Below are 22,195 nucleotides of genomic sequence, written 5' to 3' on the forward strand. Positions count from 1 at the left end.
CGCGATTGTACCGCGATGCGGTCTGTTCACCAGACCATCTCCGTGCGAACATAGTCTGGTGAACAGACTAAGTCTTCGCGATGCCACGAACCGGCGCACCGGCGGTGCGAGCAGGTCGTTCGCGGCGGCGCTCGTCCTGACGTCGCTGAGCACGTTCGGGGCGATGCTGGCCTACTCGGGTCCGCTGGGGAACGCGGCGACGCTCACCGGCGCGCTGGCCGCCGGACCGGGAGCCACCATGTGGATCCTGAGCTCGATGAGCACCGGCCTCGCGGTGAGCCTGCTGGCCGCGGGCGCGCTGGCCGACCAGTCCGGCCGCCGCCGGGTCTTCGAACTCGGCGCGTACGTGTTCGCGGTCGGCTCCGCGGTGTGCGGCACCTCGGCCACGGCGACGCAATTCGTCATCGGGCGGCTCGTCGAAGGCGTTGGCGCGGCCGGTGTCATCGCTACTGGATTGGGGCTCGTCGCCGCGGTGAACAGCGACGCTGGGGCCCGCTCGGCGGCGGCCAGCTGGTGGGGAGCGAGCATGGGCCTCGGCATCGCGCTCGGCCCGCTGATGACCGGCTTGTTCGATCTCGCGGGCCTGTGGAGCGCACCGTACTGGCTGCTGGCCGCGGTCGGCGTGAGCATCGCCATCGCCTCGCGGTGGTGCTTCCCCGAGACGGCGGTGATCCTGGGCCGGCGCCTGGACCTGCTCGGCGCCGCGCTGATGACCGGCGGGCTGGGGCTGCTGCTGGTCGCGCTGGTCGAAGTGCGCCAAGGCGGACTCCGGCCGGCACTGCTCTGCGCCGGTGGTGCGGCGGTCGCGTTGACGGCTTTCGCCATCAGCCAGCTGCGGAGCCGGTCGCCGATGGTGGAGTTCGCGCTGTTCCGCCGAGGTGACTTCGCGGCGGCCACGATGGCGGCCGCGGTCACCGGCGCCGGGGTGATCGCACTGATGTCGTTCGCCTGCACCTTCCTCGTCACCAGCATGGGGATGAGCACCTTGGAAGCCGGTGCCCTGCTCGGGCTGTGGTCCGGCACCAGCGCCGTTTCGGCCGTGCTCAGCCGCCGGCTCGTCGCGCGGCTGACCGGCACGGCGCAGTTGGCCATCGGGCTCGCCGCCACGGGTGCCGGCCTGCTGATGCTCACCGGGCTCGGCGCGGATTCGACCGCCGGCCAGCTGATTCCCGGCCTTCTCGTGGCAGGCGTCGCCACCGGGGTGCTCAACGCCGGGCTGGGACGGCAGGCCACGGCGACCGTCTCGCCCGACCGGGCCGCGGTGGGGGTCGGGATGAACAACACCACCCGCTACGTCGGCGCCTCGATCGGGGTCACCGTCGTCGGTGTCCTCGCCGCCGCCCCGCACGACGACATCGCCGCCCGGCTGTCCGGCTGGAACCACGTCGCCGTCCTCACCGGCGTCGTCTCCCTCGTCGGAGCCGCCGCCGTGCTGGCGCTGGTCCGGTTCGGCCTCGGGCGCGAACGAGGATGAGCGCATTCGACCGCGGCCACCCGGCGAGCCGCACTACTGTGGCACCGGTCGGCTTGGCGGCCGGATTTCGGTGGGGGGAGACGTGGAGCTGCGGGATGTCGAGGTACTGCTGACGCTTGCCGAGGAGCTGCACTTCGGCAGGACCGCGGAGCGGCTGCACATCACCACGGGCCGGGTCAGCCAGTGCATCAAAGCGCTGGAGCGCAGGGTCGGTGCGGCGCTGTTCGAGCGCACCAGCCGCCGGGTGGTCCTGACGCCGATCGGGCAGCAGCTGGTCGACGACCTGCGGCCGGTCCACCGCGAGCTGCACCAGAGCCTGCAGCGCGCCGAGCAGGCGGCCAAGGGGACGACCGGCGTGCTGCGGGTGGGCATGATCGCCGTCAACGTGAGCGACCTGCAGCCCTTCTTCGACGCGTTCGCCGCCGCACGCCCCGGCGTCGACGTGCAGATCCGCACGATCGGCTTCGCCGACCCCTTCGCCGCGCTGCGCGCCGGCGAGATCGACGTGGCGATGCTGTGGCTGCCCGTCCAGGAACCCGATCTGACCGTCGGGCCCGTCATCCACATCGAGCCCGTGGTGCTCGCCCTCGCCGCCGCCCACCCGCTGGCGCAGCAGGAGTCCGTCTCGTACGAGGACCTCGCCGATCAGGTCACCATCGGCGGCTGCAAGCCCGGGTACTGGCGCGAGGCGATGGTGCCGTCCCGCGCCCCCAGCGGCCGGCCGATCCCCGTCGGGCCGCCCGCGAGCGACTTCCTGTAGATGCTGCCCATCCTCGCCACCGGCGAGGCCATGTCGCCGGTGCACCACCAGGCCATCCGCTACTTCCCGCGGCCGGACATCGCCTACCGCCCCATCCGCGACGCCGACCCCGCGCAGTGGTCGCCGATCTGGCGCACCAGTTCCGAGACCGACGCGGTGCTGGCCTTCGCCGAGGTCGTCGAGGAGCTCGGCCCGCTGCGGAAGTAGGTCACCGCAGCCGGACGTGAGTGCTTCGGGGGCGTTGCGGCACCCCGAAGCACTCACGGGACGGCGATCAGGCGAAGGCGCTGAGGCCGGTGATGGACTTGCCGACGATCAGGGTGTTCATCTCGCGGGAGCCCTCGAAGGAGTAGACCGCTTCCGCGTCGGAGAAGAACTTCGCGACCTCGTAGTCGAGCACGATTCCGTTGCCGCCGAACAGCTCTCGCGCCCAGGCCACCACCTCGCGCATCTTCGTGGTGGTGAACGCCTTGGCCAGCGCCGCCTGCTCCGCGCCGCCGCGGCCCTGCGCGACCAGCTCGTTGAGGCGCACCACGATGCCGAACATCGCGGTGACGTTGCCGAGCATCTTCACCAGCAGGTCCTGGATCATCTGGAACCCGCCGATCGGCTTGCCGAACTGCACCCGCTGCACCGCGTACTCGCGGGCCAGCTCGTAGGCGCGGACCGCCACGCCCAGCGCCTGCCACGCCACGCCGCCGCGGGTCTTGGCCAGCACCTTGGCGGTGTCCCGGAAGCTGTTGATGTTCTGCAGCCGGTTGGCCTCGGGGATGCGGACGGCGTCGAGCACGATGTCGGCGTTCTGCACGGTCCGCAGCGCGATCTTGCCCTCGATCTTGGTGGCGGTGAAGCCGGGCGTGCCCTTCTCGACGACGAACCCCTTGACCTGGTCGTCGGCTTCGTCGCGCGCCCACACCACGATGAGGTCGGCGAACGTGCCGTTGCCGATCCAGCGCTTCGCGCCGTTGAGCACCCATTCGTCGCCCTCGCGGCGCGCCGTGGTGCGCATGCCGCCGGCGACGTCCGAGCCGCCCTCCGGCTCGGTCAGCGCGAACGCGCCGATCTTGGTCATGTCGGCCATGTCCGGGATCCAGCGGTCCCGCTGCTCCTGGTCGCCGCCGTTGTAGATGCTGCCCATCGCCAGTCCGGTGTGGACACCCGAGAACACCGCCAGGGACGGGTCGATCCGGTTCAGCTCCAGGCTGAGGAATCCGGTGAACAGCGGGCTGCGCTGCTTCCCGTCGCCGTACTCGGGGTACTGGTAGCCGGCCAGCTGGAGCTTGGCGAACTTCTCGACGACCTCGAACGGGAACTCGGCCTTGTCCCACGCGGCGTTGGCCAGCGGCTTGATCTCGCGCTCCAGGTACGCGCGGATCTCGGCGAGCTCGGCGCGCTCGGACTCGCTCAGCAGGTCGTAGAAGCCGAAGAAGTCAGGATTTGCGTTGGCGGGCTTGGGCATTGCGATGATCCTCAAATCAGTTGATGTTCTGCAGTGCGGTGTTGAGCGCGTTCTGCTTGCGGTCGCGCAGTTCGGAGCGCTCCCGGTACGCCTCGGGGCCTGCGCCGTAGGCCGCTTCGGTCTGGTCGGCGATGGCGGCGATCGTCTCCGGGGCCAGCTCCGGGTGGCCGAGGTCCTTCCAGCGTTCCGCCATGCCCACGCCGAGGTGGGCCATCATGTGCCGGATCCCGCCGGGGCCGCCGCCGAGGTGGAAGCTCTCGAACGGGCCGACCGCCGCGTAGCGGCCGCCGAGCGACGCCTTCATCACCTCGTCGAGCTCGTCGGCGCGGACGACCCCGTCCTGCACCAGGAAGATCGACTCCTGCATGATCGCGCTCTGCAGCCGGTTGGCGACGAAGCCGGGAATCTCCTTGTGCAGCCGCACCGGGGTCTTGCCCAGCGCCCGGTAGAACTCGATCGCGGCTGCCACGACCGGCTCCGCCGTGCGCTCGCCGGGCACGATCTCGACCAGCGGCACCACCTGCGGCGGGTTGAAGGGGTGGGCGATGAGCAGCCGGGCGGCCACCTCGTCGGGCAGTTCGGCGGCGATAGCCGAGGCGATGATGCCGGAGCTGGAGGACGCGAGCACCGCGTTCTCCGGTGCGAGGCGGGCGATGTCGGCGAACAGCCGCTGCTTGAACTCCAGCCGCTCCGGGCCGTTCTCCTGCACCAGCTCGGCATCCGCGACGGCCTCGGCGAGGTCGCCGGTGAGCCGGATGCGGCCGAGCAGGTCGTCGGCGTCGGCGCCGGGAATGCTCGCGGCCAGCATCGGCATCGCGTCGCGCACCACGTCGGCGAGGTCATCGCGCGGATCGCTGATGCGCACCTCGATGCCGCGCGAAGCGAACAGCGCGGCCCAGGACAGGCCGATGGTCCCGGCCCCGACGACCGCCACCTTCGTCCATTGTGGATGCATGATGTCCTCCCGGTCAGGCCAGGTAGTCGTGGACGGGCTCGATGCCGCCCAGGGTGAGGTCGGTGAGGATGTGGCTCGCCGAGACGATCTCGCGCACCGGCAGGTCCGCCACCGGCGCGAGCACGTGCTCGAACAGCTGCAGCCGGGCCGGGCCGGTGTAGGCCTGCTTCACCACGACGTCGGTGATCCGGCTGCGCACCAGCTCGCACACGCGCGGCCGGTGGTCGTAGCCGGGCACGATCTTGAGCATGTAGCTGGGCGTCGTGATCTGCGCCTTGGCCTCGTCGAGGTCCAGCGGGTGGTGCTTGTAGCCCATCGTCGCGGTCGCGACTCGCAGCGTGCCGTAGTCCAGGGTGCCCACCAGCGCGGCGTTGTCGACGTACAGCGTCGGGCTGCCCATCACCTTCGGGAAGGCGCTGGCCTCCCGACCGGCCGCGGTGGCCGGGAAGTTGTCGAGGTACATGGCGTGCAGGTACTCGCCGTGCTCGTCGCCGAGGCGCACCGGGATCGCCTGCCCGGCCTCGACGTACGGGCCGAACGAGGTGACGTCGCCCATCTTCATGATCTCGAAGCGGACCAGCGGTTCGTCGAACTCCAGCGGCTCCGGGACCACCGCCCGCAGCGCCTCGGGATCGGTGCGGTAGACGATGTTGAGGTACTCGCGATCGGTGAACCGCGCCACGGCCGGCGCGTAGGCCGGGTTGGTCAGCGGCGTGTTGAGGCTGTGCAGGATCTGTTCGCGGTTCATCGGCCTGTCCACTTCGGAGTCCGCTTCTCGGTGAACGCCCGGACGCCTTCGGCGAAGTCCGCGGACTCCCGGAGGGTGCGAGTTTCGTTGCGCTGCAACGTGAAAGCCTCGGCGTCCGAGATGCCGTCGGCGAGCCGGACGACGTTCTTGACCGCGGCCAGCGCCAGCGGCGCGTTCGCGGTGACCTCGGCGGCGAGCTCCAGCGCGGCCGGAACGGCCTCGCCGTCGGCCACCAGCCGGTTGACCAGACCGAGGTCGCGGGCCCGCGCCGCGTCGATGGCGCGGCCGGTGAGCAGCAGTTCCATCGCCAGGTGGTGCGGGATCCGCTTCGGCAGCCGGATCACGCCGCCGCCACCGGCGATCAGCCCGCGCTTGACCTCGGGCAGCGCGAACCGCGCGCCCTCGGCGGCGACCACCAGGTCGCAGGCCAGCGCCAGCTCGAACCCGCCGCCCATGGCGTAGCCCTCGACCGCGGCGATCAGCGGCTTGCCGGTCTCGGCCTCGGTGAGGCCGCCGAAGCCCTTGCCCGGCGCGGTGGGCGACTCGCCGCGCGCGGCGGCCTTGAGGTCCATGCCCGCGCTGAACGTGCCGGCCGCGCCGGTCAGCACGCCGACGCGCAGGTCGGGGTTGGCGTCGAGCTCGTCGATGGCGGCCGCGATGCCGTGGGCCGCGGCGGCGTCGATGGCGTTGCGCGCCGCCGGGCGGTTGATGGTGATCACGAGCGCGGAGCCGACGGTTTCGGTCTGCACCGCGGTGTTCGGGGCGGTCATGCGAGCCTCCGCGCGTCGAGTTCGGCGAGGACCTCGTCGGTGTGCTGGCCGGGCAGCGGGGCGTGCCTGCGGACCGAGGCCGGCGTCGCGGAGAAGTTCATCGGCACCCCGACGACGCGGTAGCTGCCCTCGCTGGGGTGCTCGGCGACGTCCAGCAGGTGCCCTTCGCGGACGTACGGGTCGTCGGCCGCCTCGTCGAGCCGGAGCACCGGGCCGACCGGGATGCTGTGCTTGGTGCACACCTCGATCCACTCCTCGGTGGTCAGGCTCGGGGTGACCGACTCGACCAGTTCGGAGATCGCCTCGCCGTCGCGGCGGGCGTCGACGAACTCGCCGTTGATCCGCGGGTCCTCGGCCAGGTCCGGTCGGCCGGCGGCGCAGAACAGGTCGCGGTAGTTCTGCGGGGAGTAGGGGATGATCATGGCCAGGCCGTCCTTGGTGGGGCGCGCCCGGTGGCCCTTGTTCATCGACAGCGCGAACCCGGTCGGGCCCATCGGCGGCTCGAAGGTGCGGCCCTGCAGGTGCTCGACGAGGTTGAACGCCAGCAGCGTGTCGGCCATCGGCACCTCGACCAGCTGGCCCCGCCCGGTGGCCCGCTGGTGCACCAGCGCCGCGAGTGCCGAGTAGGCGATGGTCAGTGCCGCGACCTTGTCGGCGAAGATGCTCGGCAGCACCACCGGTTCGCCGATGTCGCCGGCGCGCTGCGCCACGTCCAGCAGCCCGGAGGCCGCCTGCACCGTCTCGTCGTAGGCGGCGAGGTCGGCGCGGTCGGAGTCGGGGCGGAAGCCCTGCGCGTGCGCGTAGATCAGCTGCGGGTTGGCGTCGGCGAGGCTCTCGTAGTCCATGCCCAGGCGGCGCAGGGCGCCGATCCGCATGTTGGTGATCAGGATGTCGGCGCCGCCGATCAGCTCCAGCGCGCGTTCCCGGTCGGCGTCGTCCTTGAGGTTGAGCTTGACGCTGCGCTTGTTGCGGTTGACGTTGAGGGCCAGCGGCGTCATGCCGGGTGTGCGGTGCAGGGTGCCGAAGCGCGCGGTGTCCTTCGGCGACTCGATCTTGATCACGTCGGCGCCGAGGTCGCCGAGGATCTGCGCGGCGTAGGGCCCCATCACCACGGTGGCCATGTCGATCACGCGGACGCCGGCCAGCGGGCCGGACCTGCCTTCGGTGCTCGGTGCGGAATTCGTCATCATCGCCGCTCCAGGTGGGAAAGGGGAGCTGCCCCGACTTTTGTTTGCTTCGCTAACTACGTTAGGCCGGGATGGGGTGGTGGTTCAATTGATCAGCGGCACCGATGCGCGAACAATGGCATGACCGCAGCGGTCACGCCGATCTGATGGTCGCTCCGTGCGGGAGGGGCGCAATTAATTCGACTTTCATCCGGGTGATGGTCAATTCCTCGCTGAATTGCGCACCCGGCGGGTGATCAGCGGAGGGCGAGCTTGGCCTCGTCGATCAGCCGGCGGAGATCGGGCTGGCTTTCGGCGCGGTCGCGGCGCCAGATCATGCCCGTCGCCAGGCTCGGGTCGAAATCCTCGAACGGCAGCACGACCGTGTTCTCGCTGCGGTGCTTGTGCATCCCGCTTTCCGGATCCAGCATCGAAATGGAGAATGCCGATCCGTTCGCCACCAATTCGCTGGTGCTGCCGTAATCGCCGGTGTCGAGCGTGATCCGCCGGTGGATTCCCGCCGCCTCCAGCCGCACCAGCAGTTCCCCGTAGTACGTCGGCAGCATCCGCGGCGCCGGGCTGACGTAGGTGTAGTCGACCAGTTCGGCGAGCGAGACCGAGCTGCGGGAGCCGAACTCCGCCGCCGGCAGCACCGCCCCGAGCGGCTCGCGCATCAGCTCGAACACCTCGATGCCCTCGGCGTGCACCGGCAGGTGCACCAGCGCCACCGCGAGCTCGCCGCGCTGCACCCCGGCGAGCAGATCGTCGCTGCCGCTCGGCCAGCGCTTGATGTCGCACTCGGCGGCGCACCGGTCCTCGAACGACCTGAGCCGCTGCCGCATCGACGAGTGCAGGCCGGGCGGGATGCCGATGTAGACGACGGCGCGCTGCGGGCTGATCGCCTCGCGCAGCCGCCACGGGATGTCGTCGAAGCGGCCGAGCACGTCCTTGGCGATCGGCAGCAGCGCCGCACCGGCGTCGGTCAGCTGCACGTGGTGCGAGTCCCGCTCGAACAGCACCGAGCCGAGGTCGCGTTCGAGGTCCCGCACCCGCTGGCTCAGCGGCGAGGTCGCCATGTGCAGCTGCCGGGCGGCCTTGGAGAAGGACAGGTTCTCCGCGACCGCCACGAAGTAGCGCAGGTGGAACATCTCCATCAAGCAGTAGGTTACTCCGCTGCTCGGGCGCGCGAGCGCGTCCGCCGCCTGCGGCGGGGAGGAGAGTGATGATCGTCTCGTTGATGATCATCCAGGTCGTCCGAGGCGATGTCGCAATCCCGCGAGGAAAAGGGAATATCGCTCTATGTAACAAAGTTCGGGTGAAATGCCGGTTCGGTCACCTTAAAGGTGGTACCCGTAAGAAGTAAGGCGAGCTAGTTTAATCTCACTGTTCGTAGCTGAACAGGTGCAGTGAGCCAAGTCGGATCGGAGATGTGCATGGACGTCGTCCTGCCGCTTCGCGTTCTCGTTCCCCGTGGGTGCAGGCACGCTTCTCCACCGTCCCGAACGGCGCCGCTGCCGGCGGTCGGTGCGCGCGGCGGGCCGAACCCGGTCTCCCCGCTCGTCGACCGGCCCCGCGTCGACCGGCAGCCGACCTTCGCAGGCCGAGCGGCCAACGGCCGTGGAGTCGCCTTTACGCCGTAGGACACTTCGCAACTCACCTGCGTGGAATCTCGTCCTGCAGGGGATTTTTCGCGCCCTGACGACCCGCACCCGGCACGCCCCCACCCCGGAACCGGCCGGACCTCCGTCATGGCGTCGCAACGATCACCGCTGAGCGGTCCTCATAGGAGGGATCTATGGACTCGACCGGTAGAGGCGCGCCGCACCCGGACGCCGTATCGGGGTTGCTGGACTTCCTGCGCGAGTACAGCAGGGAACGGCTCGACTCGCGGAGGATGGACGAGCGCCGTTCGGTACCGCTGCCACTGGTGCCGGACTTGGCCGCCGCCGGCCTGTTCGGCCTGCGAATCCCCCGGGAGTACCAGGGGCTCGGGCTCTCGCATTCGGACATGGCCCGGGTGATGACGCAGCTCGGCGCGATCGACGCGAACGTGTTCGTCTTGGTCGGGGTGCACAGCACCTTGGGCGTCCCACCCGTGCAGAACTTCGCCCCGGAGGCGGTGAAGCGAGCCGTCCTGCCCGAACTGGCGCAGGGCAGGCAGCTGATCACGAGCGCGATCAGCGAACCCGGGCAGGGGTCGTACGTGCACGCCATCGCCACCCGCGCGGCCAAGCAGCCGGACGGGTCCTATGTGCTCAACGGGGAAAAGCAGTGGATCAGCCTGGGCGCCGATGCCAAGTACGTCAACGTGTTCGCGCGGCTGACCGATGAACGCGGCCAGGACGCGGGTATCACCGGTTTCCTGGTCGATTCCGCGAACCCCGGGTTCCAGCACGGGCCGGAGGTCTTCACCCTCGGGCTGAAGGCCGTGCCGCAGAACAGCCTGACCTTCAACGAACTGCGCGTGCCCGCCGAAGCCCTGCTGGGTTCCGAAGGACAGGGACTACGCGTGGCGAAGACCGCGTTCGCGTTCGGCCGGCTGACCATCGCCGCCGGGTCGCTGGGGGCGATGATGCGTTCGCTGGAGCTCGCGCACCGATTCGCGTGCCGGCGCGAGGTCGCCACCGGGAACCTGGCGGAGAACGGCCGGACCCAGCAGATCCTCGCCGAATGCACGGCCGCGACCCAGGCGGTCGAAACGCTCGTGGACAACATCGCCGCGCGCCTCGACGGCGACGAACGCGTACCGGAACCGCTGTACTTCACCGCGAAGGTGCTCGGGGCCGAACTCATGTGGCACGTCGTGGACCGGTGCGTGCAGCTGCTCGGCGCGCGCGGCTACCTCGACACCAACATCGTCGGTCAGTTCTTCCGCGACTACCGGCTCTTCCGGATCTTCGAAGGCGCGACCGATACCCTCACGGTCTACCTGGGCACCGCGTTCCTCGCCGACCCGCAGAAACTCGTCACCCTCCTCGACGAGTTCGACGCGGCGCCGCAGGTGCAGGAACTCGCCGCCGCGGTCGCCAAGCTGACCACCAGGGCCACCGCCAGCACCCCGCAAGGGCACGCGCTCGCGAACGCGTTGGGCGAGCTGTCGTGCTGGGCGATCCTGGCAGCGCTGACCAGCGAGGTCCGGCATCGATCCGACATGCACTCGTACACCGCTTCCTGGTGCGAGCAGCGCCTGCGCGAGCGGCTGCGCGCCATCGAGAACGATCTGCCGTTCGGCGAAATGCCCACGGTGGACGCCATCGCCAGGCACATCGCGGCCTACGAAGGCAAGATCGGCAACGTCGAACAGCGCCGCCCGGGCGAGGAGCACGGACTCGACGCACTGCTGCGGCGGGGCTGACGAACCGGAACGGGACCGCACGGACATCGCCGCGCGGCCCGTTCGCCGCGGTTTCAGCGCCGCCGCGGACTCACCGCGCCAGCCTCTCCCGCTCGTGCTGGTGGATCAGCTGCACCCCTTCGCCGGCGAGCGTCTTGATGGCCTGCAGGCCGTCGCGCCCCCACGGTCGCGGTTCGGTGTCGATGACGCAGACCGTCCCGAGCGGGATGCCGGTGCGGTCGATCAGCGGTGCGCCCAGGTAGGAGCGGACGTTCATCCGGTCCACGATGTCGTTCCCGGCGAACCTCGGGTAGTCGCAGACGTCCTCCAGCACCAGCGCGATGCCCCGGGCGATGACGTGCGGGCAGTAGCCGGTTTCCATGGGGCCCTTGCGGGGATCGAAATCCGCAGGCATCCCGGCGGGTTCCGGAGGCAGCACCGCCGAGTAGAACCCGCCCAGGTACTGGTGCCTGTCGGTGATGAAGTTGACCATGGCGTTGGGGACGCCGAGCGTTTTCGCGACGTGCTGGGCGAATGCGTCGAACGCCGGCTCGGCTCGCTCACCGAGGTCGAGTTGCCGAAGGCGCGCCGCGCGCTGGGGCGCGTTGTTGTCCACGGGCGTGAAGTGGCGGTGTCCGGTCGTGTCGAATGTGGTCAAGGCAGGCTCCGTTTCCGCAGTGCGGGTTTCGGCTACAGGCGACGGTTGGTGAGGACGTGCTCGGTGAGGCGCGCCAGGGCCGCCGCCGCGGAGCGCCGGTCCCGGGCATCGCACAGGACGATCGGCACGTGGGGCTTGATGTCCAGCGCTTCCCGGACCTCATCGGGTTCGTAGCGGAAGCCGTCGGGGAACTGGTTGACCGCGACGAGGAAGTCGACGCCGCGCTGTTCGAAGAACTCGACCGCGGCGAAGCAGTCCTGCAGCCGCCGGGTGTCGGCGAGCACGACGGCGCCGAGCGAGCCGTGCACCAGGTCGTCCCACATGAACCAGAACCGTTCCTGCCCCGGGGTGCCGAACAGGAACAGCACGATGTTCTGCGGCGCGAACGTGATGCGCCCGAAGTCCATGGCGACGGTGGTGGTGCTCTTGTCGCCGACCCCGGCCAGGTCATCGGTGCCGATGCTGGCGACGGTCAGCGTTTCCTCGGTGGTCAGCGGTTCGATCTCGCTGACCGACCGGACGAACGTGGTCTTCCCGACGCCGAACCCGCCCGCGACGAGGAACTTGAACGCGGTCGGGAAGAGGTCAGAGTTGTTGGAGACCATGGAGCAACGCCTCCAGTTGTCCTCGGTCGGGCAGGTCGTCGGGCAGTCGGGTGGTGACGGCACCCCAGTCGATGAGGTCCGAGAGCAGGACCTTGGTGACCACGGCGGGCTGGTGCAGGTGCGCCGACACCTCGGCGACCGACGTGGCGAACCGGCACAGCTCCAGCATCTTGGCGTGCACGGGCTCGATGCGTTCGGGCGCCATCCTGCCGGTGGACCGGACCATCGACTGCAGCGTCAGGGTTGCGGTCGGCTTGGTCCGGCCGTTGGTGAGGGAGTACGGGCGCAGCAGCGGCCCCGCTTCGCTGTCGAGCCAGGGTTTGTCCGGCGGAACCGACATGATCAGCCGCCCACCTCGCCCGCGCGCGCGGCGGCTGTGGGCTGGCGCATGGCCGTGGTCAGGTGCGACGGGACGCGCTTGACGAGCTGGGCGATCTCGTAGCCGAGCACGCTGGCGTCGGCGTCCGGGTAGGCGATCACGACGAGGACCGCGCCGACGCCGGCGGCGGAGACGAAGAACAGCAGTTCGTCGAACTCCACCACGACCTGGCGGACCCCGTCGCCCGCGCCGAAGCGGGCCCCGCCGTTGCGGGCGAGGGAGCACTGCGCGGCGGCCCACGCCGCGAGGGCGTCGGCCTCGTCGGCGTCGAGGCCGTGGTAGTGCCGCTTGAGCCCATCCGTGGAAGCCAGCAGCGCGCAGCGGGTGTGCGGGACCCGGCGGAGCAGGTCGGCGAGCAGCCAACCGAGGTCCGACGCCTGGCCAGCGGGCAGGTCATTGGCCATGGGTAACGTCTCCTTGAGTTCAATGCGGTGCGGACGAGGCGGGGTCAGGCGCCGTGGTCGCCCGGACCGTCGTTGTCGCGGGCGCCGCCTTTGGCGCCATGTCGGTATGCGGCCCACAAGCCGGGGTTCGGTCCGCCGCGCGGAGCCTCGGCGGGCTTGGGGCCACCGGCGAGCTGGGGCGCCACGTAGGACTTGGCGCGGTCGCGCTTGGGCAGCGGCGGGCGTTCGGTGTTGCCCGGCGGGGTGGCGATCACGTCCTCGGCCGCGGCCTCGGGCACGATTCCCGTGTGCCGCCCGTACCACTGCACGGTGCTGGTCCCGTTCGACGCGGTGGGCACCGAGGCATCGAACTGCCGGACCGGTACCCGCTCGACGGGGGCACGGTGCGCGCCGCCGCGCTCGCCGTTCGGTGCGGCGGACAGCGCGGGAGCCGAGGCGATGACCGGCTGCGGCTCGGGCTCCTCGGCGACGCCCTCGACGACCGCGGGCTGGTGCTGCTCTTCGTCGGTGTCGCCCATCAGGCTGAGGGGAACCACGACGTGGGCGTCGGTTCCGCCGTACATGTTGTTCTCGAGCTCGACGGCGACGTGGTGCCGCTGGGCCAGCTGCGCGACCACGTACAGGCCGATCCGCCCGTCCTTGAGCTGCTCATCGCGGTCGACGCCGCTGGGATCGGCGAGCAGCGCGTTCAGCTTGGCCCGGTCGGCCGGGCTGATGCCCAGCCCGCGGTCCCGGATGTCGATGGCCAGCCCGGCGGTGACCCGCTGGGTGCTGACCGTGACCTGGGTGTCGGGCTCCGAGCAGGCGGTGGCGTTCTCGACGAGCTCGGCGATCAGGTGGATCACGTCGGCGACGGCGTGGCCGTGGAGCGTGCCTCCGACCGGCGGCAGCACCTTGACGCGGGCGTAGTGCTCGACCTCGGCGACCGAGGAGCGCAGCACGGTGTACATGGGGACCGGCCGGCTCCACTGCCGCCGCGGCATCGAACCGCCGAGCACGGCGAGGCTTTCCGCCTGCCGGCGCATGCCGGTCACGAGGTGGTCGACGGCGAACAGGCCCTTGAGCAGATCCGGGTCCTCCACCAGCTGCTCCAGCTCGTCGAGCCGCTGGATCGCCCGGTGTGCGAGGGACTGCACCCGCCGAGCGATGTTGGCGAACACCGCGACGCTGGGCTCGGGGGCGTCGGCGGTGGCGCCGGGAGCCTGCTGCATCCGGGCCACGGCGAACTCGGCGGCGGCCTGCGCCTGCCGGATCTCGTGGGAGAGCAGCGCGAAGGGATGGCTGCCCGGGGCGGGGTCGTCGGCGGGCCACCGCGGCGCGGGCGGCTCGCCCGCGCGCACCTGCTCCACGAGCCGGGGGAACTCGTTCTTGCCCTGCTCGACGGTGGCGCGCAGGGATTCGATCCACCGCTGCGTGTGCTGCGCGGACTCCTCGACCCACTGCTGGGAGCGCTGGGAGGATTCGGCGATCTCCTGGTCGACGGCGGCCGCCGTGGCGTTGACCCGGTTGAAGGCGATGATCGCGATGGCCGCGCAGCCGACCAGGCCGCCGCCGAGCACGGAGTAGCGGAGCACGTCGGAGGGGTTGGTGGCGAGCACGGCAGCGGCGGCGATCCCCAACACGGCCATGGCGGCCAGGTGCACCATGACCAGCCGCAACAATCGACTCCGCAGGTCGTCGTCCGTGCTGCGCCGCGGTCCGGGCGGGTGCTCGGATCTCGCGGCGGATGGGGAGAACTCTGACATCAGCGTCCTTGGTACGGGGAATGTTCGGCGACGGGCACGAGTGCCTGAGGTCGGGGCGTCACCGGTGGGACTACTGGTGCTCACTAGTTGATCAACTTTATCACCGAGGGTGATCCTAGCGACACTAAAGGGAGCTGAATAGGCAGGGGGTCGACCTATTGGAAGAATGCGGATTACCCGACGCGACGTGGCGAAACTCCCCGCCCGGATGCGGAATCCGCGGCTCCGCTCACCCGGGTGCGACGCCTGCCGGGAGAGGCTCCGCGCGTTGTCCGGGCATCCGGTCGAGCGGCTGCTGAGCTGCAGGGATCCTTGGCCTGGGCGGGCGACGACGGCGGGTGTCCTCGCAGGTGACGACGCTCCGATGCTCCATTCGGGTATATACGATCCGGCGCTCGGCCGATCTTCGTACGGCAGATGTCCGCGAAACCGATCCGTCGCCAAATTGTTCTTGATCTTTTTCGAAGCGCCCGGCGGAGTCGATCCGGATCGAGCCGGGCCTTCGAATCTTCGGTCCACAGTGGATCGATTCGGTTCGGCGGTTCCGAAATGGAACGCCGGAACGCGGTGGCGGGCTCGGGCGTTCCACGGCCGAGCCCGCCGAACCGGTCAGCTCTGCGCGGTGCCGGCGGCGATCCGCTCCAGCCGGTTCCGGTAGTCCGCCCACCACTCCTGATCGCCGGGGGCCATCATCGGGATGTCCTCGTGCAGGCCGACGGCGCCGTCGATCAGCTCCCGGACGACGTCCGCGTGCCCGGCGTGCCGGTTCGTCTCCGCGATCATGTGCAGCAGGATCCCGTGCAGCGTCGTCTCCCGGTCCGGTTCGGCGAACCACTCCACGTAACCGGCCGAATCCAGCGGCAGCGCCGCGATCGTGCCGTCCGAGTGCTCGCACGCCCGCCGGTACAACCCGACGATGTACTCCCGGGATTCGTCGGCGGTGGCCCACAGGTCCGCGTTGGGCTCGGCGTCCGGCCTGAACCAGGCCACCGGCTCGTCGAAGGGCTCGCCGAAGACGTGGCTCAGGTACAGCAGCTCGACGGTGATCAGGTGCTTGACCAACCCCAGCAGGTTGGTGCCGGTCGGCGTCAGCGGTCGGCGGATGTCGCGCTCGGGAAGCCCGTCCAGCTTCCACAGCAGCGCCGCGCGCGCCTCCCGCAGGTACCGGTGGAGATCGGTTTTCAAGTCTGCCTCGGCCATTGTGGATCGTCTCCTGCGCAAGCGGTCGATGTCAGGTCGACACAGGGACTCCCGCGATGCGGCAGAATCGTCGATCGTGAGCGACGTTTTTTCCGCGCGGACTTCGGATCCGGTGGCGGAGGACGACCTGGCGCGGGCGCGCGGCGGTGACGATGCCGCGTTCACCCGGCTCGTGAAGCCGCTGCGCCGCGAGCTGCACGCGCACTGCTACCGCATGCTCGGCTCCACCTACGACGCCGACGACGCCTTGCAGGACGCGCTCCTGCGGGCGTGGCGCGCCCTCGCGCGCTTCGAGGGCCGCAGCTCGCTGCGCTCATGGCTCTACACCGTGGCCACCCGCACCTGCCTGGACGCGATCGAAGCGCGCGGCAAGCGGGCGCTGCCCGTCGACCTCGGCCCGGCCAGCGACCGCGCCGTGACCGGCGATGTTCCGGTGACCGAAGTCGCTTGGCTGGGGCCCTACCCGGACGCAGGCCTCGGCGACGGCCCGGCCGGGCCGGCTTCGCGCTACGAACAGCGCGAAGCCGTCGAGCTCGCCTTCGTCGCGGCGCTGCAACACCTGCCGGGCAACCAGCGGGCGGCGCTGCTGCTCTTCGAGGTGCTCGGCTTCTCCGCCGCCGAGATCGCCGCCATCATGAACACCACGACGACGTCGGTGAACTCGGCCCTGGCACGCGCCCGCAAGGTCGTCGCGGAGCGCGTCCCGGCCCGCACCCAGCAGCAGGCGCTGCGGGAGATCGACGACGCGCGCCTGCACGAGATCGTCGGCGGGTTCGCCGCCGCGCTGGAACACGGCGACGCCGACGCCCTGGTCGCGCTGCTGACCGAGGACGTCACCTGGTCGATGCCGCCGATGCGGCACTGGTACCGCGGCATCGAGGCCGTCACCGACTTCGCCGTGCACGTCCCGCTGGTCTGCGGCGCCTGGCGGCACCTCCGGACCAGTGCCAACGGCCAGCCCGCGGTGGGCTGCTACCTCTGGGACGACGAGGCAGGCGCCCACCTGGCCTGGTCGGTCAACGTGCTGACGCTGCGCGACGACCGCATCGCCGAGATCACGTCGTTCATCGGCCGCGACCACTTCCCGCCCTTCGACCTGCCCACCGAGCTGCCCTGACGGGATCGCGAGCACTTCCGGCGCAACCCGCACCGCCACGCAAAACGAGTCTGAAAACAGCTTTCGTCAGCTGGTGATGTCCTTGCGGTTGAAGCGCCAGATCGCCAGGGCGGTGAAGACCGCCGCGTAGGCCAGGCCGGAGAACGCCCCGTGCGTCATCGCCGTCCAGTCGACCTCGTGGCCCAGCAGGTCCGAGTAGGCCGTCGAGTAGTGCGTCGGCAGGTAGTTCCGCAGGTCTCCCAGCGCCGTGATCTGGTCCAGGATCTCTGACAGGATCGACACCACCACCGCGCCGCCGACCGCGCCCAGCGGCGCGTCCGTGCTGACGCTCAGGAACAGGGCCAGCCCGGCGATCCACGCCAGGTGCACCGCCAGGTAGACCGTGGCCGCCGCGAGGCTGACCACCCCGGTCGGGAACGGCACCGTCTCGCCGGTGATGCTGACCAGGTCGCCGCCGCCGTACCACACCAGGCCCACGCCGAGCGCGACCGCCGACAGCAGGAGCAGCCCGAAACCCGACAGCAGCGCCGAAACGACCGCCTTCTGCCGGAGCAGCCGGGTGCGGGGGATGGGCGCGGCGAGCAGGTACCGCAGGCTCGACCAGGACGCCTCGCTGGCCACGGTGTCGCCGAAGAACAACGCCACCACCACGACCAGCAGGAAGTTGGTCGAGGCGAACAGCGTGAACACCGCGAAGTTCAGGCCGCTGGCGGTGGCGATGTCGGCCAGCGTGCGGCCGCGCCGCCCGCCGTCGTCGCCGAGCTCGAAGGCCAGTAGCAGCAGGAACGGCAGCACGGCCAGGAAGCCCAGCGCCAGCCGGGTGCGGCGGCGCCGCAGTTGCCGCGCCAGTTCCACCCGCACCGGCAGGGTCCGCTTCGCGCGGTAGCCCTCGACGCTGCCATCGGCCTGGGTCGGCTGGCGGCGGCCGGACCGGACCACCGCGGTCTCGGCCGTGTCCAGCTGCCCGACCTTGGGTCCTTCGGCGTCGTCGGTCACCGGTGATCCTCCCCGACCAGCTGCAAGAAAGCGTCCTCCAACCGCCGCCGCGGCCCCACCTGGTGCACTCCGATCCCGGAGGCGACCAGCACGTTCACCGCCACCGCGGTCGAATGCCCGGCGAGGTCGGCGTGCACCAGGTCGCCGTCGGTCTCCACCGGGCCGAGCCCTTCGATGGTGCACAGCGCCTCGGCGGCCTGTTCCGGCTGGTCGACCCGGAAGGTCGCCTCGCCGTTGACCGACACGATGTCGCCCACACTGCCCGCCGTCACCAGCCGGCCGTTCTGCATGACCACCACGTGCGTGCAGGTCTGCTCGACCTCGGCGAGCAGGTGGCTGGACACCAGCACCGTGCGGCCGGTGGACGCGTAGCGGCGCAGGATCTCGCGCATCTGGTGGATCTGCGGCGGGTCCAGCCCGTTGGTCGGCTCGTCGAGCACCAGCAGCTCCGGCAGCCCCAGCATCGCCTGCGCGATCGCCAGCCGCTGCTTCATGCCCTGGCTGTAGGTGCGGACGGGGCGGCGGGCCGCCGTGCCGAGGCCGGCGATCTGCAGCACCTCGTCGAAGCGGGCCTGCAGCATCGGCCGCCCGGTCGCCGCCCAGTAGTACCGCAGGTTGTCCAGGCCGGACAGGTGCGGCAGGAAGCCCGGCGTCTCCACCAGCGAACCCACCCGGGACAGCACCGGAGCCCCGCCGACCACCCGGTGGCCGAACACCCGGATCTGCCCGGAACTCGGCTTGAGCAACCCCAGCAGCATCCGCAACGTCGTCGTCTTGCCCGCCCCGTTGGGGCCGAGCAGCCCGACGATCTGACCGCGCTCGACGCGGATCGACAGGTCCTGGACCGCGGCGGGCTTCTCCGGGTACGACTTGGTCAGCCCGGCGATCAGCAGCGGCGTGTCGGTCAGGAGCGGGTCGACGTCGTCGGTGCTCTTGCGCCGGATCAGCGAGATCACCCACGCCGCCAGCGCCGCCGCGATGATGATGCCGATGCCGACCAGCGGCGCCACCGGCACCGAGTTGCCGGTCGTGGTCTCGCCGCGCACCGACGGGATCGACACCGAGCCGTCGCCGGCCAGGCCGATGCGGTGCACCGCCGGCTCCCGCGGCACCGCGTAGGCCTGGTCGGTGGTGGCCACCGCCAGTTCCAGCCGGTGACCGGTCTCCAGCGGGTGCACGACGCCCGGCAGCGCCACGTCCACCTCGACCGGCGTGCCGTCCGCCGGCAGGCCGGTCACGTGCAGCGGCGACACGGCGTTGCCGATCAGGCTGCGCTGCTGGTCCGGGCCGACGTCGTAGAGCTTGGTGAACAGCACCGCGTTCCCGGTCGCGGGCTGGCCGGGCACCGACGCCACCGAGATCCGGGTCTGCGCCGTGCCGGAGACCAGCAGCTGGCTGTCCAGCGGATCGGTGCGGAACACCGCCACCTGGCCGGGCAGGTCGCGCGCCAGCGAGCGGCCGAGGCTGCCCGCGGCGTCGAGCACCTCGCCGGCGCCGGGCAGCGAGCTGGTCGCGGCCGGGCTGCCGCCCGGCGGGTTGACCACCTGCGTGACCGCGCCGTGCAGCTGCAGCGCGAAGCGCGGCGTGCGCTCGGCGTGCACGCCCGGGTAGGCGGGTGCCGACACGGTGCGCACCGGGATCTCGCCGTTGCGCTGCGGCCGTCCCGCGATGTCGTACTCGAAGGCCGTGCCGGGATCGGGCACCGGCGGCACCCCGCCGAGGTGGAAGGCGAACCAGTCCGCGATGCGTCCCCGCAGCGCCGCGTCCGGCGAGGCGCCGTCGTGACCGCCGGCGAACCAGATGGTCTTGACCTTGCCGCCGGCGGCGGAGATCTGCCGGGCGTTGGCGTCGGCCTGGTCGAGGCCGAACAGGGTGTCCCGTTCGCCCTGCACCAGCAGCGTCGGCACCTTGATGCGGGAGGTGACGGTCTTGGGGGAGACGCGGTCGAGCAGGTCCAGCGTCGACTGCCCGGCGCGGCCGGTCTGCGCCACCTCGGTGTAGGCCGCGCACACCTGCTCGGTGAAGCTCCCGCAGGTCAGCGGCTGCCCGGTCGGCATGGCCGCGGCGCCGTCCGACGTCGGCGGGCCCTGCGGCGGGTCCTCGGCGCGATGCTCCGGCGAGCTCCCCGCCGAGAACAGCAGCCCCGCCCACGCCTGCTTGAACACGCCCTGGGCGGACGCGGCGCCGCGGGCCGGGGTGCTGCCGTCGATCAGGTCCCGCGAGCCGGCGTTGGGCAGCAACGCCTGGCCGAGGTCGTTGTAGGTCATCACCGGCGCGATCGCGTCGACCCGCCGGTCGGTGCCGGCCAGCAGCAGGCTCAGCGCGCCGCCGTAGGACCCGCCGGTGACGCCGACCTTCGGATCGCCCTCGCCGTCGCGCAGCACCTCCGGCTGGCGGGCCAGCCAGTCCAGCAGCTGGCGGGCGTCGGTCACCTCGTAGTCGGGGTCGTTCAGCGCGATCTTCCCGGTGCTGCGGCCGAAACCGCGGGAGGAATAGGTGAGCACGGTGAACCCGCGCTGCGCCAGCTCCTGCGCCTGCGCCGCGGTGTCGTCCTTGCTGCCGCCGAAGCCGTGCGCGAGCAGGATCGACGGCGCCGGGGTGTCCGCCGGGGCGAACAGCGTGACGTCGATCTGCACCCGCTCGTTCGCGCCGGGGCCGTCGAGCACGTCCAGCAGCGCTTCCCGGGGCGCTTCCGGCGTGGCGGCCGGTTTCTCGTCACCGGACCACAGGAAAGCACCGAACACCACGAGAGCAACGCAGGTAAGGGCTATCAGCGCGAGGCCCTTGCGGCGACGGGGGGAGGCGGACACGCATTCGACAGTAGGTGAAGACGACGGCACCGGATTCGTTCCAGACGGGGGCGAAGGCAAGACGCTATGAACCAGAGACCAAACAGCAACCGGACACGTCGTCGTGCCGACCGCCGAGGCCGCTTCCGCATCCCCGCGTGCGGTCCCGGTGCGACCGGGCGGTGGTGATCATAGCGATGATCGGGTGAGACGCAATGATCTCGTGGCGGCCGTCGGTGTGATGCCCCGATGGCTCCCGTTGCCGCCCTGAGCGGTCCCCCGTACGGTTCGCGACGTGATGTTCGTTGCTTGTGCGACCCCGGGGTGGTGTGCGGACCCACGCATAAGTGACAATCTTGGCAAGTGGAGGGGAGTATTCCTTCGCGGCGGTGTCGTCATCACGGAACTTGCTCGGACAAGCCCGGTGCCGTCGACCGGCCGAAGGCCGGTGGAAGAGACCTCCGGTCCCTGGCGCATGCCCTGAACCGGAGGTGATGAATTGGGTGCCGTGACGTTGCTGGCCCAACAGGCACAGCCCGCAGTCGATCGACTGGACGTTCCCTGGTGGATCTGGGCGGCCACGCTCGGCGGCCTGGCCCTGCTGCTCCTGCTCGACCTCGTGATCGTGGACCGCAAGCCGCACGAGGTGACCACCGCCGAAGCAGCCAAGTGGGTCGTGTTCTACGTCGGTTGCGCGATCCTGTTCGGGATCGGCGTCTGGGTGTTCGGGGACTCGCACTTCGCGATCGAATACTTCACCGGTTACATCACCGAGTACTCGCTGAGCGTGGACAACCTGTTCATCTTCATGGTGATCATGTCCAGCTTCGCGGTGCCGTCCATCCACCAGCACCGGGTGCTGCTGATCGGCATCCTGCTGGCGCTGGTGATGCGCGGCATCTTCATCGCGGTCGGCGCCGCGCTGATCGCCCAGTTCGTCTGGGTCTTCTTCATCTTCGGCGCGTTCCTGATCTGGACCGCGGTCAGCATGGTCCGCAAGAAGGACGAGGACGAGGAGTACCAGGAGAACGCGGTCGTCCGCTGGGTCCGCAAGGTGTTCCCGGTGACCGACGACTACCACGGCGCCAAGTCGACCGTGAAGATCGACGGCAAGCGCTTCCTGACCCCGATGTTCGTGGTGATCGTCGCGATCGGCAGCGCCGACCTGCTGTTCGCGGTGGACTCGATCCCGGCGATCTTCGGCATCACCCAGGACCCGTTCCTGGTCTTCGCCGCCAACGCCTTCGCCCTGATGGGGCTGCGGCAGCTGTACTTCCTGCTCGGCGGCCTGGTGGACAAGCTGATCTACCTGTCGGTCGGCCTGGCGGTGATCCTCGGGTTCATCGGCATCAAGCTGATCCTGCACGCGTTCCACGAGTACCACCTGGTGCCGGAGTGGCTGGAGATCACCAACTGGATGTCGCTGGGCTTCATCATCGTGGTCCTGGGCATCACCACCTGGGCCAGCCTGGCGAAGTCGAAGAAGGACACCGAGTCGCAGCAACAGGAACCGGCCGAGAACGCCTGACCTGACACGCGAGTGCCCGGAGTTCCACACGAGAACTCCGGGCACTTCTTTTGTTTCCAGACTCGTTCCGCGTCGCGGAACCTCAGGCGCCTTAAAGACAACAGCACG

Annotated in this window: 20 protein-coding genes; 6 read left to right on the forward strand and 14 right to left on the reverse strand. The window is 70.4% G+C overall.

The window, feature by feature from the left end; translation table 11 throughout:
* Positions 1-58: 58 nt before the first annotated feature.
* The 3 genes from AB0H93_RS15075 to AB0H93_RS15085 all read left to right on the forward strand — a co-directional run bounded on the left by AB0H93_RS15075 (position 59) and on the right by AB0H93_RS15085 (position 2,441).
* Positions 59-1,474: an MFS transporter gene (locus AB0H93_RS15075; protein WP_358572548.1), complete on the forward strand. Its 1,416-nt coding sequence runs from the start codon at positions 59-61 to the stop codon at positions 1,472-1,474.
* A gap of 82 nt (positions 1,475-1,556) precedes the next feature.
* On the forward strand, positions 1,557-2,234 hold the full coding sequence (locus tag AB0H93_RS15080; RefSeq protein WP_358572549.1) for a LysR family transcriptional regulator: 678 nt from the start codon (positions 1,557-1,559) through the stop codon (positions 2,232-2,234).
* Positions 2,235-2,441: a hypothetical protein gene (locus AB0H93_RS15085; RefSeq protein WP_358572550.1), complete on the forward strand. Its 207-nt coding sequence runs from the start codon at positions 2,235-2,237 to the stop codon at positions 2,439-2,441.
* Between the two features lie 67 nt (positions 2,442-2,508).
* Here the strand turns inward: AB0H93_RS15085 and AB0H93_RS15090 are convergent, their stop codons facing one another.
* From AB0H93_RS15090 to AB0H93_RS15115, 6 genes are all read right to left on the reverse strand, one after another.
* Positions 2,509-3,693 (reverse strand): acyl-CoA dehydrogenase family protein, encoded by a 1,185-nt coding sequence (locus tag AB0H93_RS15090; protein WP_358572551.1) that lies wholly within the window; start codon positions 3,691-3,693, stop codon positions 2,509-2,511.
* A 16-nt stretch (positions 3,694-3,709) separates the two neighbouring features.
* Positions 3,710-4,648: a 3-hydroxyacyl-CoA dehydrogenase NAD-binding domain-containing protein gene (locus AB0H93_RS15095; protein ID WP_358572553.1), complete on the reverse strand. Its 939-nt coding sequence runs from the start codon at positions 4,646-4,648 to the stop codon at positions 3,710-3,712.
* A 13-nt stretch (positions 4,649-4,661) separates the two neighbouring features.
* Positions 4,662-5,396: an acetoacetate decarboxylase gene (locus AB0H93_RS15100; RefSeq protein WP_358572555.1), complete on the reverse strand. Its 735-nt coding sequence runs from the start codon at positions 5,394-5,396 to the stop codon at positions 4,662-4,664.
* Positions 5,393-6,166, reverse strand: a complete 774-nt coding sequence (locus AB0H93_RS15105) for a crotonase/enoyl-CoA hydratase family protein (RefSeq protein ID WP_358572557.1) — start codon at positions 6,164-6,166, stop codon at positions 5,393-5,395. The genes AB0H93_RS15100 and AB0H93_RS15105 overlap by 4 nt, the downstream gene beginning before the upstream one ends.
* Positions 6,163-7,353 carry a CoA transferase gene (locus tag AB0H93_RS15110; protein WP_358572989.1) on the reverse strand — a complete coding sequence of 397 codons (1,191 nt, stop codon included), beginning with the start codon at positions 7,351-7,353 and terminating at the stop codon, positions 6,163-6,165. Before AB0H93_RS15110 ends, AB0H93_RS15105 begins: the two co-directional genes overlap by 4 nt.
* A gap of 236 nt (positions 7,354-7,589) precedes the next feature.
* Positions 7,590-8,486, reverse strand: coding sequence for a LysR family transcriptional regulator (locus AB0H93_RS15115; RefSeq protein WP_358572559.1), 897 nt, complete (start codon positions 8,484-8,486; stop codon positions 7,590-7,592).
* A 641-nt stretch (positions 8,487-9,127) separates the two neighbouring features.
* Between AB0H93_RS15115 and AB0H93_RS15120 the strand changes: the two genes are divergently transcribed.
* Positions 9,128-10,687 (forward strand): acyl-CoA dehydrogenase family protein, encoded by a 1,560-nt coding sequence (locus AB0H93_RS15120; protein WP_358572561.1) that lies wholly within the window; start codon positions 9,128-9,130, stop codon positions 10,685-10,687.
* Between the two features lie 70 nt (positions 10,688-10,757).
* Here the strand turns inward: AB0H93_RS15120 and AB0H93_RS15125 are convergent, their stop codons facing one another.
* From AB0H93_RS15125 to AB0H93_RS15150, 6 genes are all read right to left on the reverse strand, one after another.
* Positions 10,758-11,324, reverse strand: a complete 567-nt coding sequence (locus AB0H93_RS15125) for a GAF domain-containing protein (protein ID WP_358572563.1) — start codon at positions 11,322-11,324, stop codon at positions 10,758-10,760.
* A 32-nt stretch (positions 11,325-11,356) separates the two neighbouring features.
* Complete coding sequence (locus AB0H93_RS15130) at positions 11,357-11,929, reverse strand: ATP/GTP-binding protein (RefSeq protein WP_358572565.1); 573 nt, start codon at positions 11,927-11,929, stop codon at positions 11,357-11,359.
* On the reverse strand, positions 11,910-12,269 hold the full coding sequence (locus tag AB0H93_RS15135) for a DUF742 domain-containing protein (RefSeq protein WP_358572567.1): 360 nt from the start codon (positions 12,267-12,269) through the stop codon (positions 11,910-11,912). Before AB0H93_RS15135 ends, AB0H93_RS15130 begins: the two co-directional genes overlap by 20 nt.
* Positions 12,270-12,271: 2 nt before the next feature.
* The gene (locus AB0H93_RS15140; RefSeq protein ID WP_358572569.1) at positions 12,272-12,712 is read right to left on the reverse strand and encodes a roadblock/LC7 domain-containing protein; all 441 of its coding nucleotides are present in this window, start codon (positions 12,710-12,712) and stop codon (positions 12,272-12,274) included.
* A 44-nt stretch (positions 12,713-12,756) separates the two neighbouring features.
* On the reverse strand, positions 12,757-14,457 hold the full coding sequence (locus tag AB0H93_RS15145) for an ATP-binding protein (RefSeq protein WP_358572571.1): 1,701 nt from the start codon (positions 14,455-14,457) through the stop codon (positions 12,757-12,759).
* Positions 14,458-15,066: 609 nt separating this feature from the next.
* A complete protein-coding gene (locus AB0H93_RS15150) occupies positions 15,067-15,657 on the reverse strand; it encodes a DinB family protein (protein ID WP_358572573.1) in 591 nt (196 codons plus the stop codon).
* 76 nt (positions 15,658-15,733) lie between these two features.
* Here AB0H93_RS15150 and AB0H93_RS15155 point away from each other — a divergent pair, with 76 nt between their 5' ends.
* Complete coding sequence (locus AB0H93_RS15155; RefSeq protein WP_358572575.1) at positions 15,734-16,774, forward strand: sigma-70 family RNA polymerase sigma factor; 1,041 nt, start codon at positions 15,734-15,736, stop codon at positions 16,772-16,774.
* A 66-nt stretch (positions 16,775-16,840) separates the two neighbouring features.
* Here the strand turns inward: AB0H93_RS15155 and AB0H93_RS15160 are convergent, their stop codons facing one another.
* Complete coding sequence (locus tag AB0H93_RS15160) at positions 16,841-17,734, reverse strand: ABC transporter permease (protein ID WP_358572991.1); 894 nt, start codon at positions 17,732-17,734, stop codon at positions 16,841-16,843.
* 32 nt (positions 17,735-17,766) lie between these two features.
* On the reverse strand, positions 17,767-20,580 hold the full coding sequence (locus AB0H93_RS15165) for an alpha/beta fold hydrolase (protein ID WP_358572577.1): 2,814 nt from the start codon (positions 20,578-20,580) through the stop codon (positions 17,767-17,769).
* A 529-nt stretch (positions 20,581-21,109) separates the two neighbouring features.
* Between AB0H93_RS15165 and AB0H93_RS15170 the strand changes: the two genes are divergently transcribed.
* The gene (locus AB0H93_RS15170; RefSeq protein WP_358572993.1) at positions 21,110-22,087 is read left to right on the forward strand and encodes a TerC family protein; all 978 of its coding nucleotides are present in this window, start codon (positions 21,110-21,112) and stop codon (positions 22,085-22,087) included.
* The last annotated feature ends 108 nt before the right edge of the window (positions 22,088-22,195 follow it).

This window comes from Saccharopolyspora sp. NPDC050642 (assembly GCF_040654735.1).
GTDB classification, from domain to species: domain Bacteria; phylum Actinomycetota; class Actinomycetes; order Mycobacteriales; family Pseudonocardiaceae; genus Saccharopolyspora; species Saccharopolyspora elongata.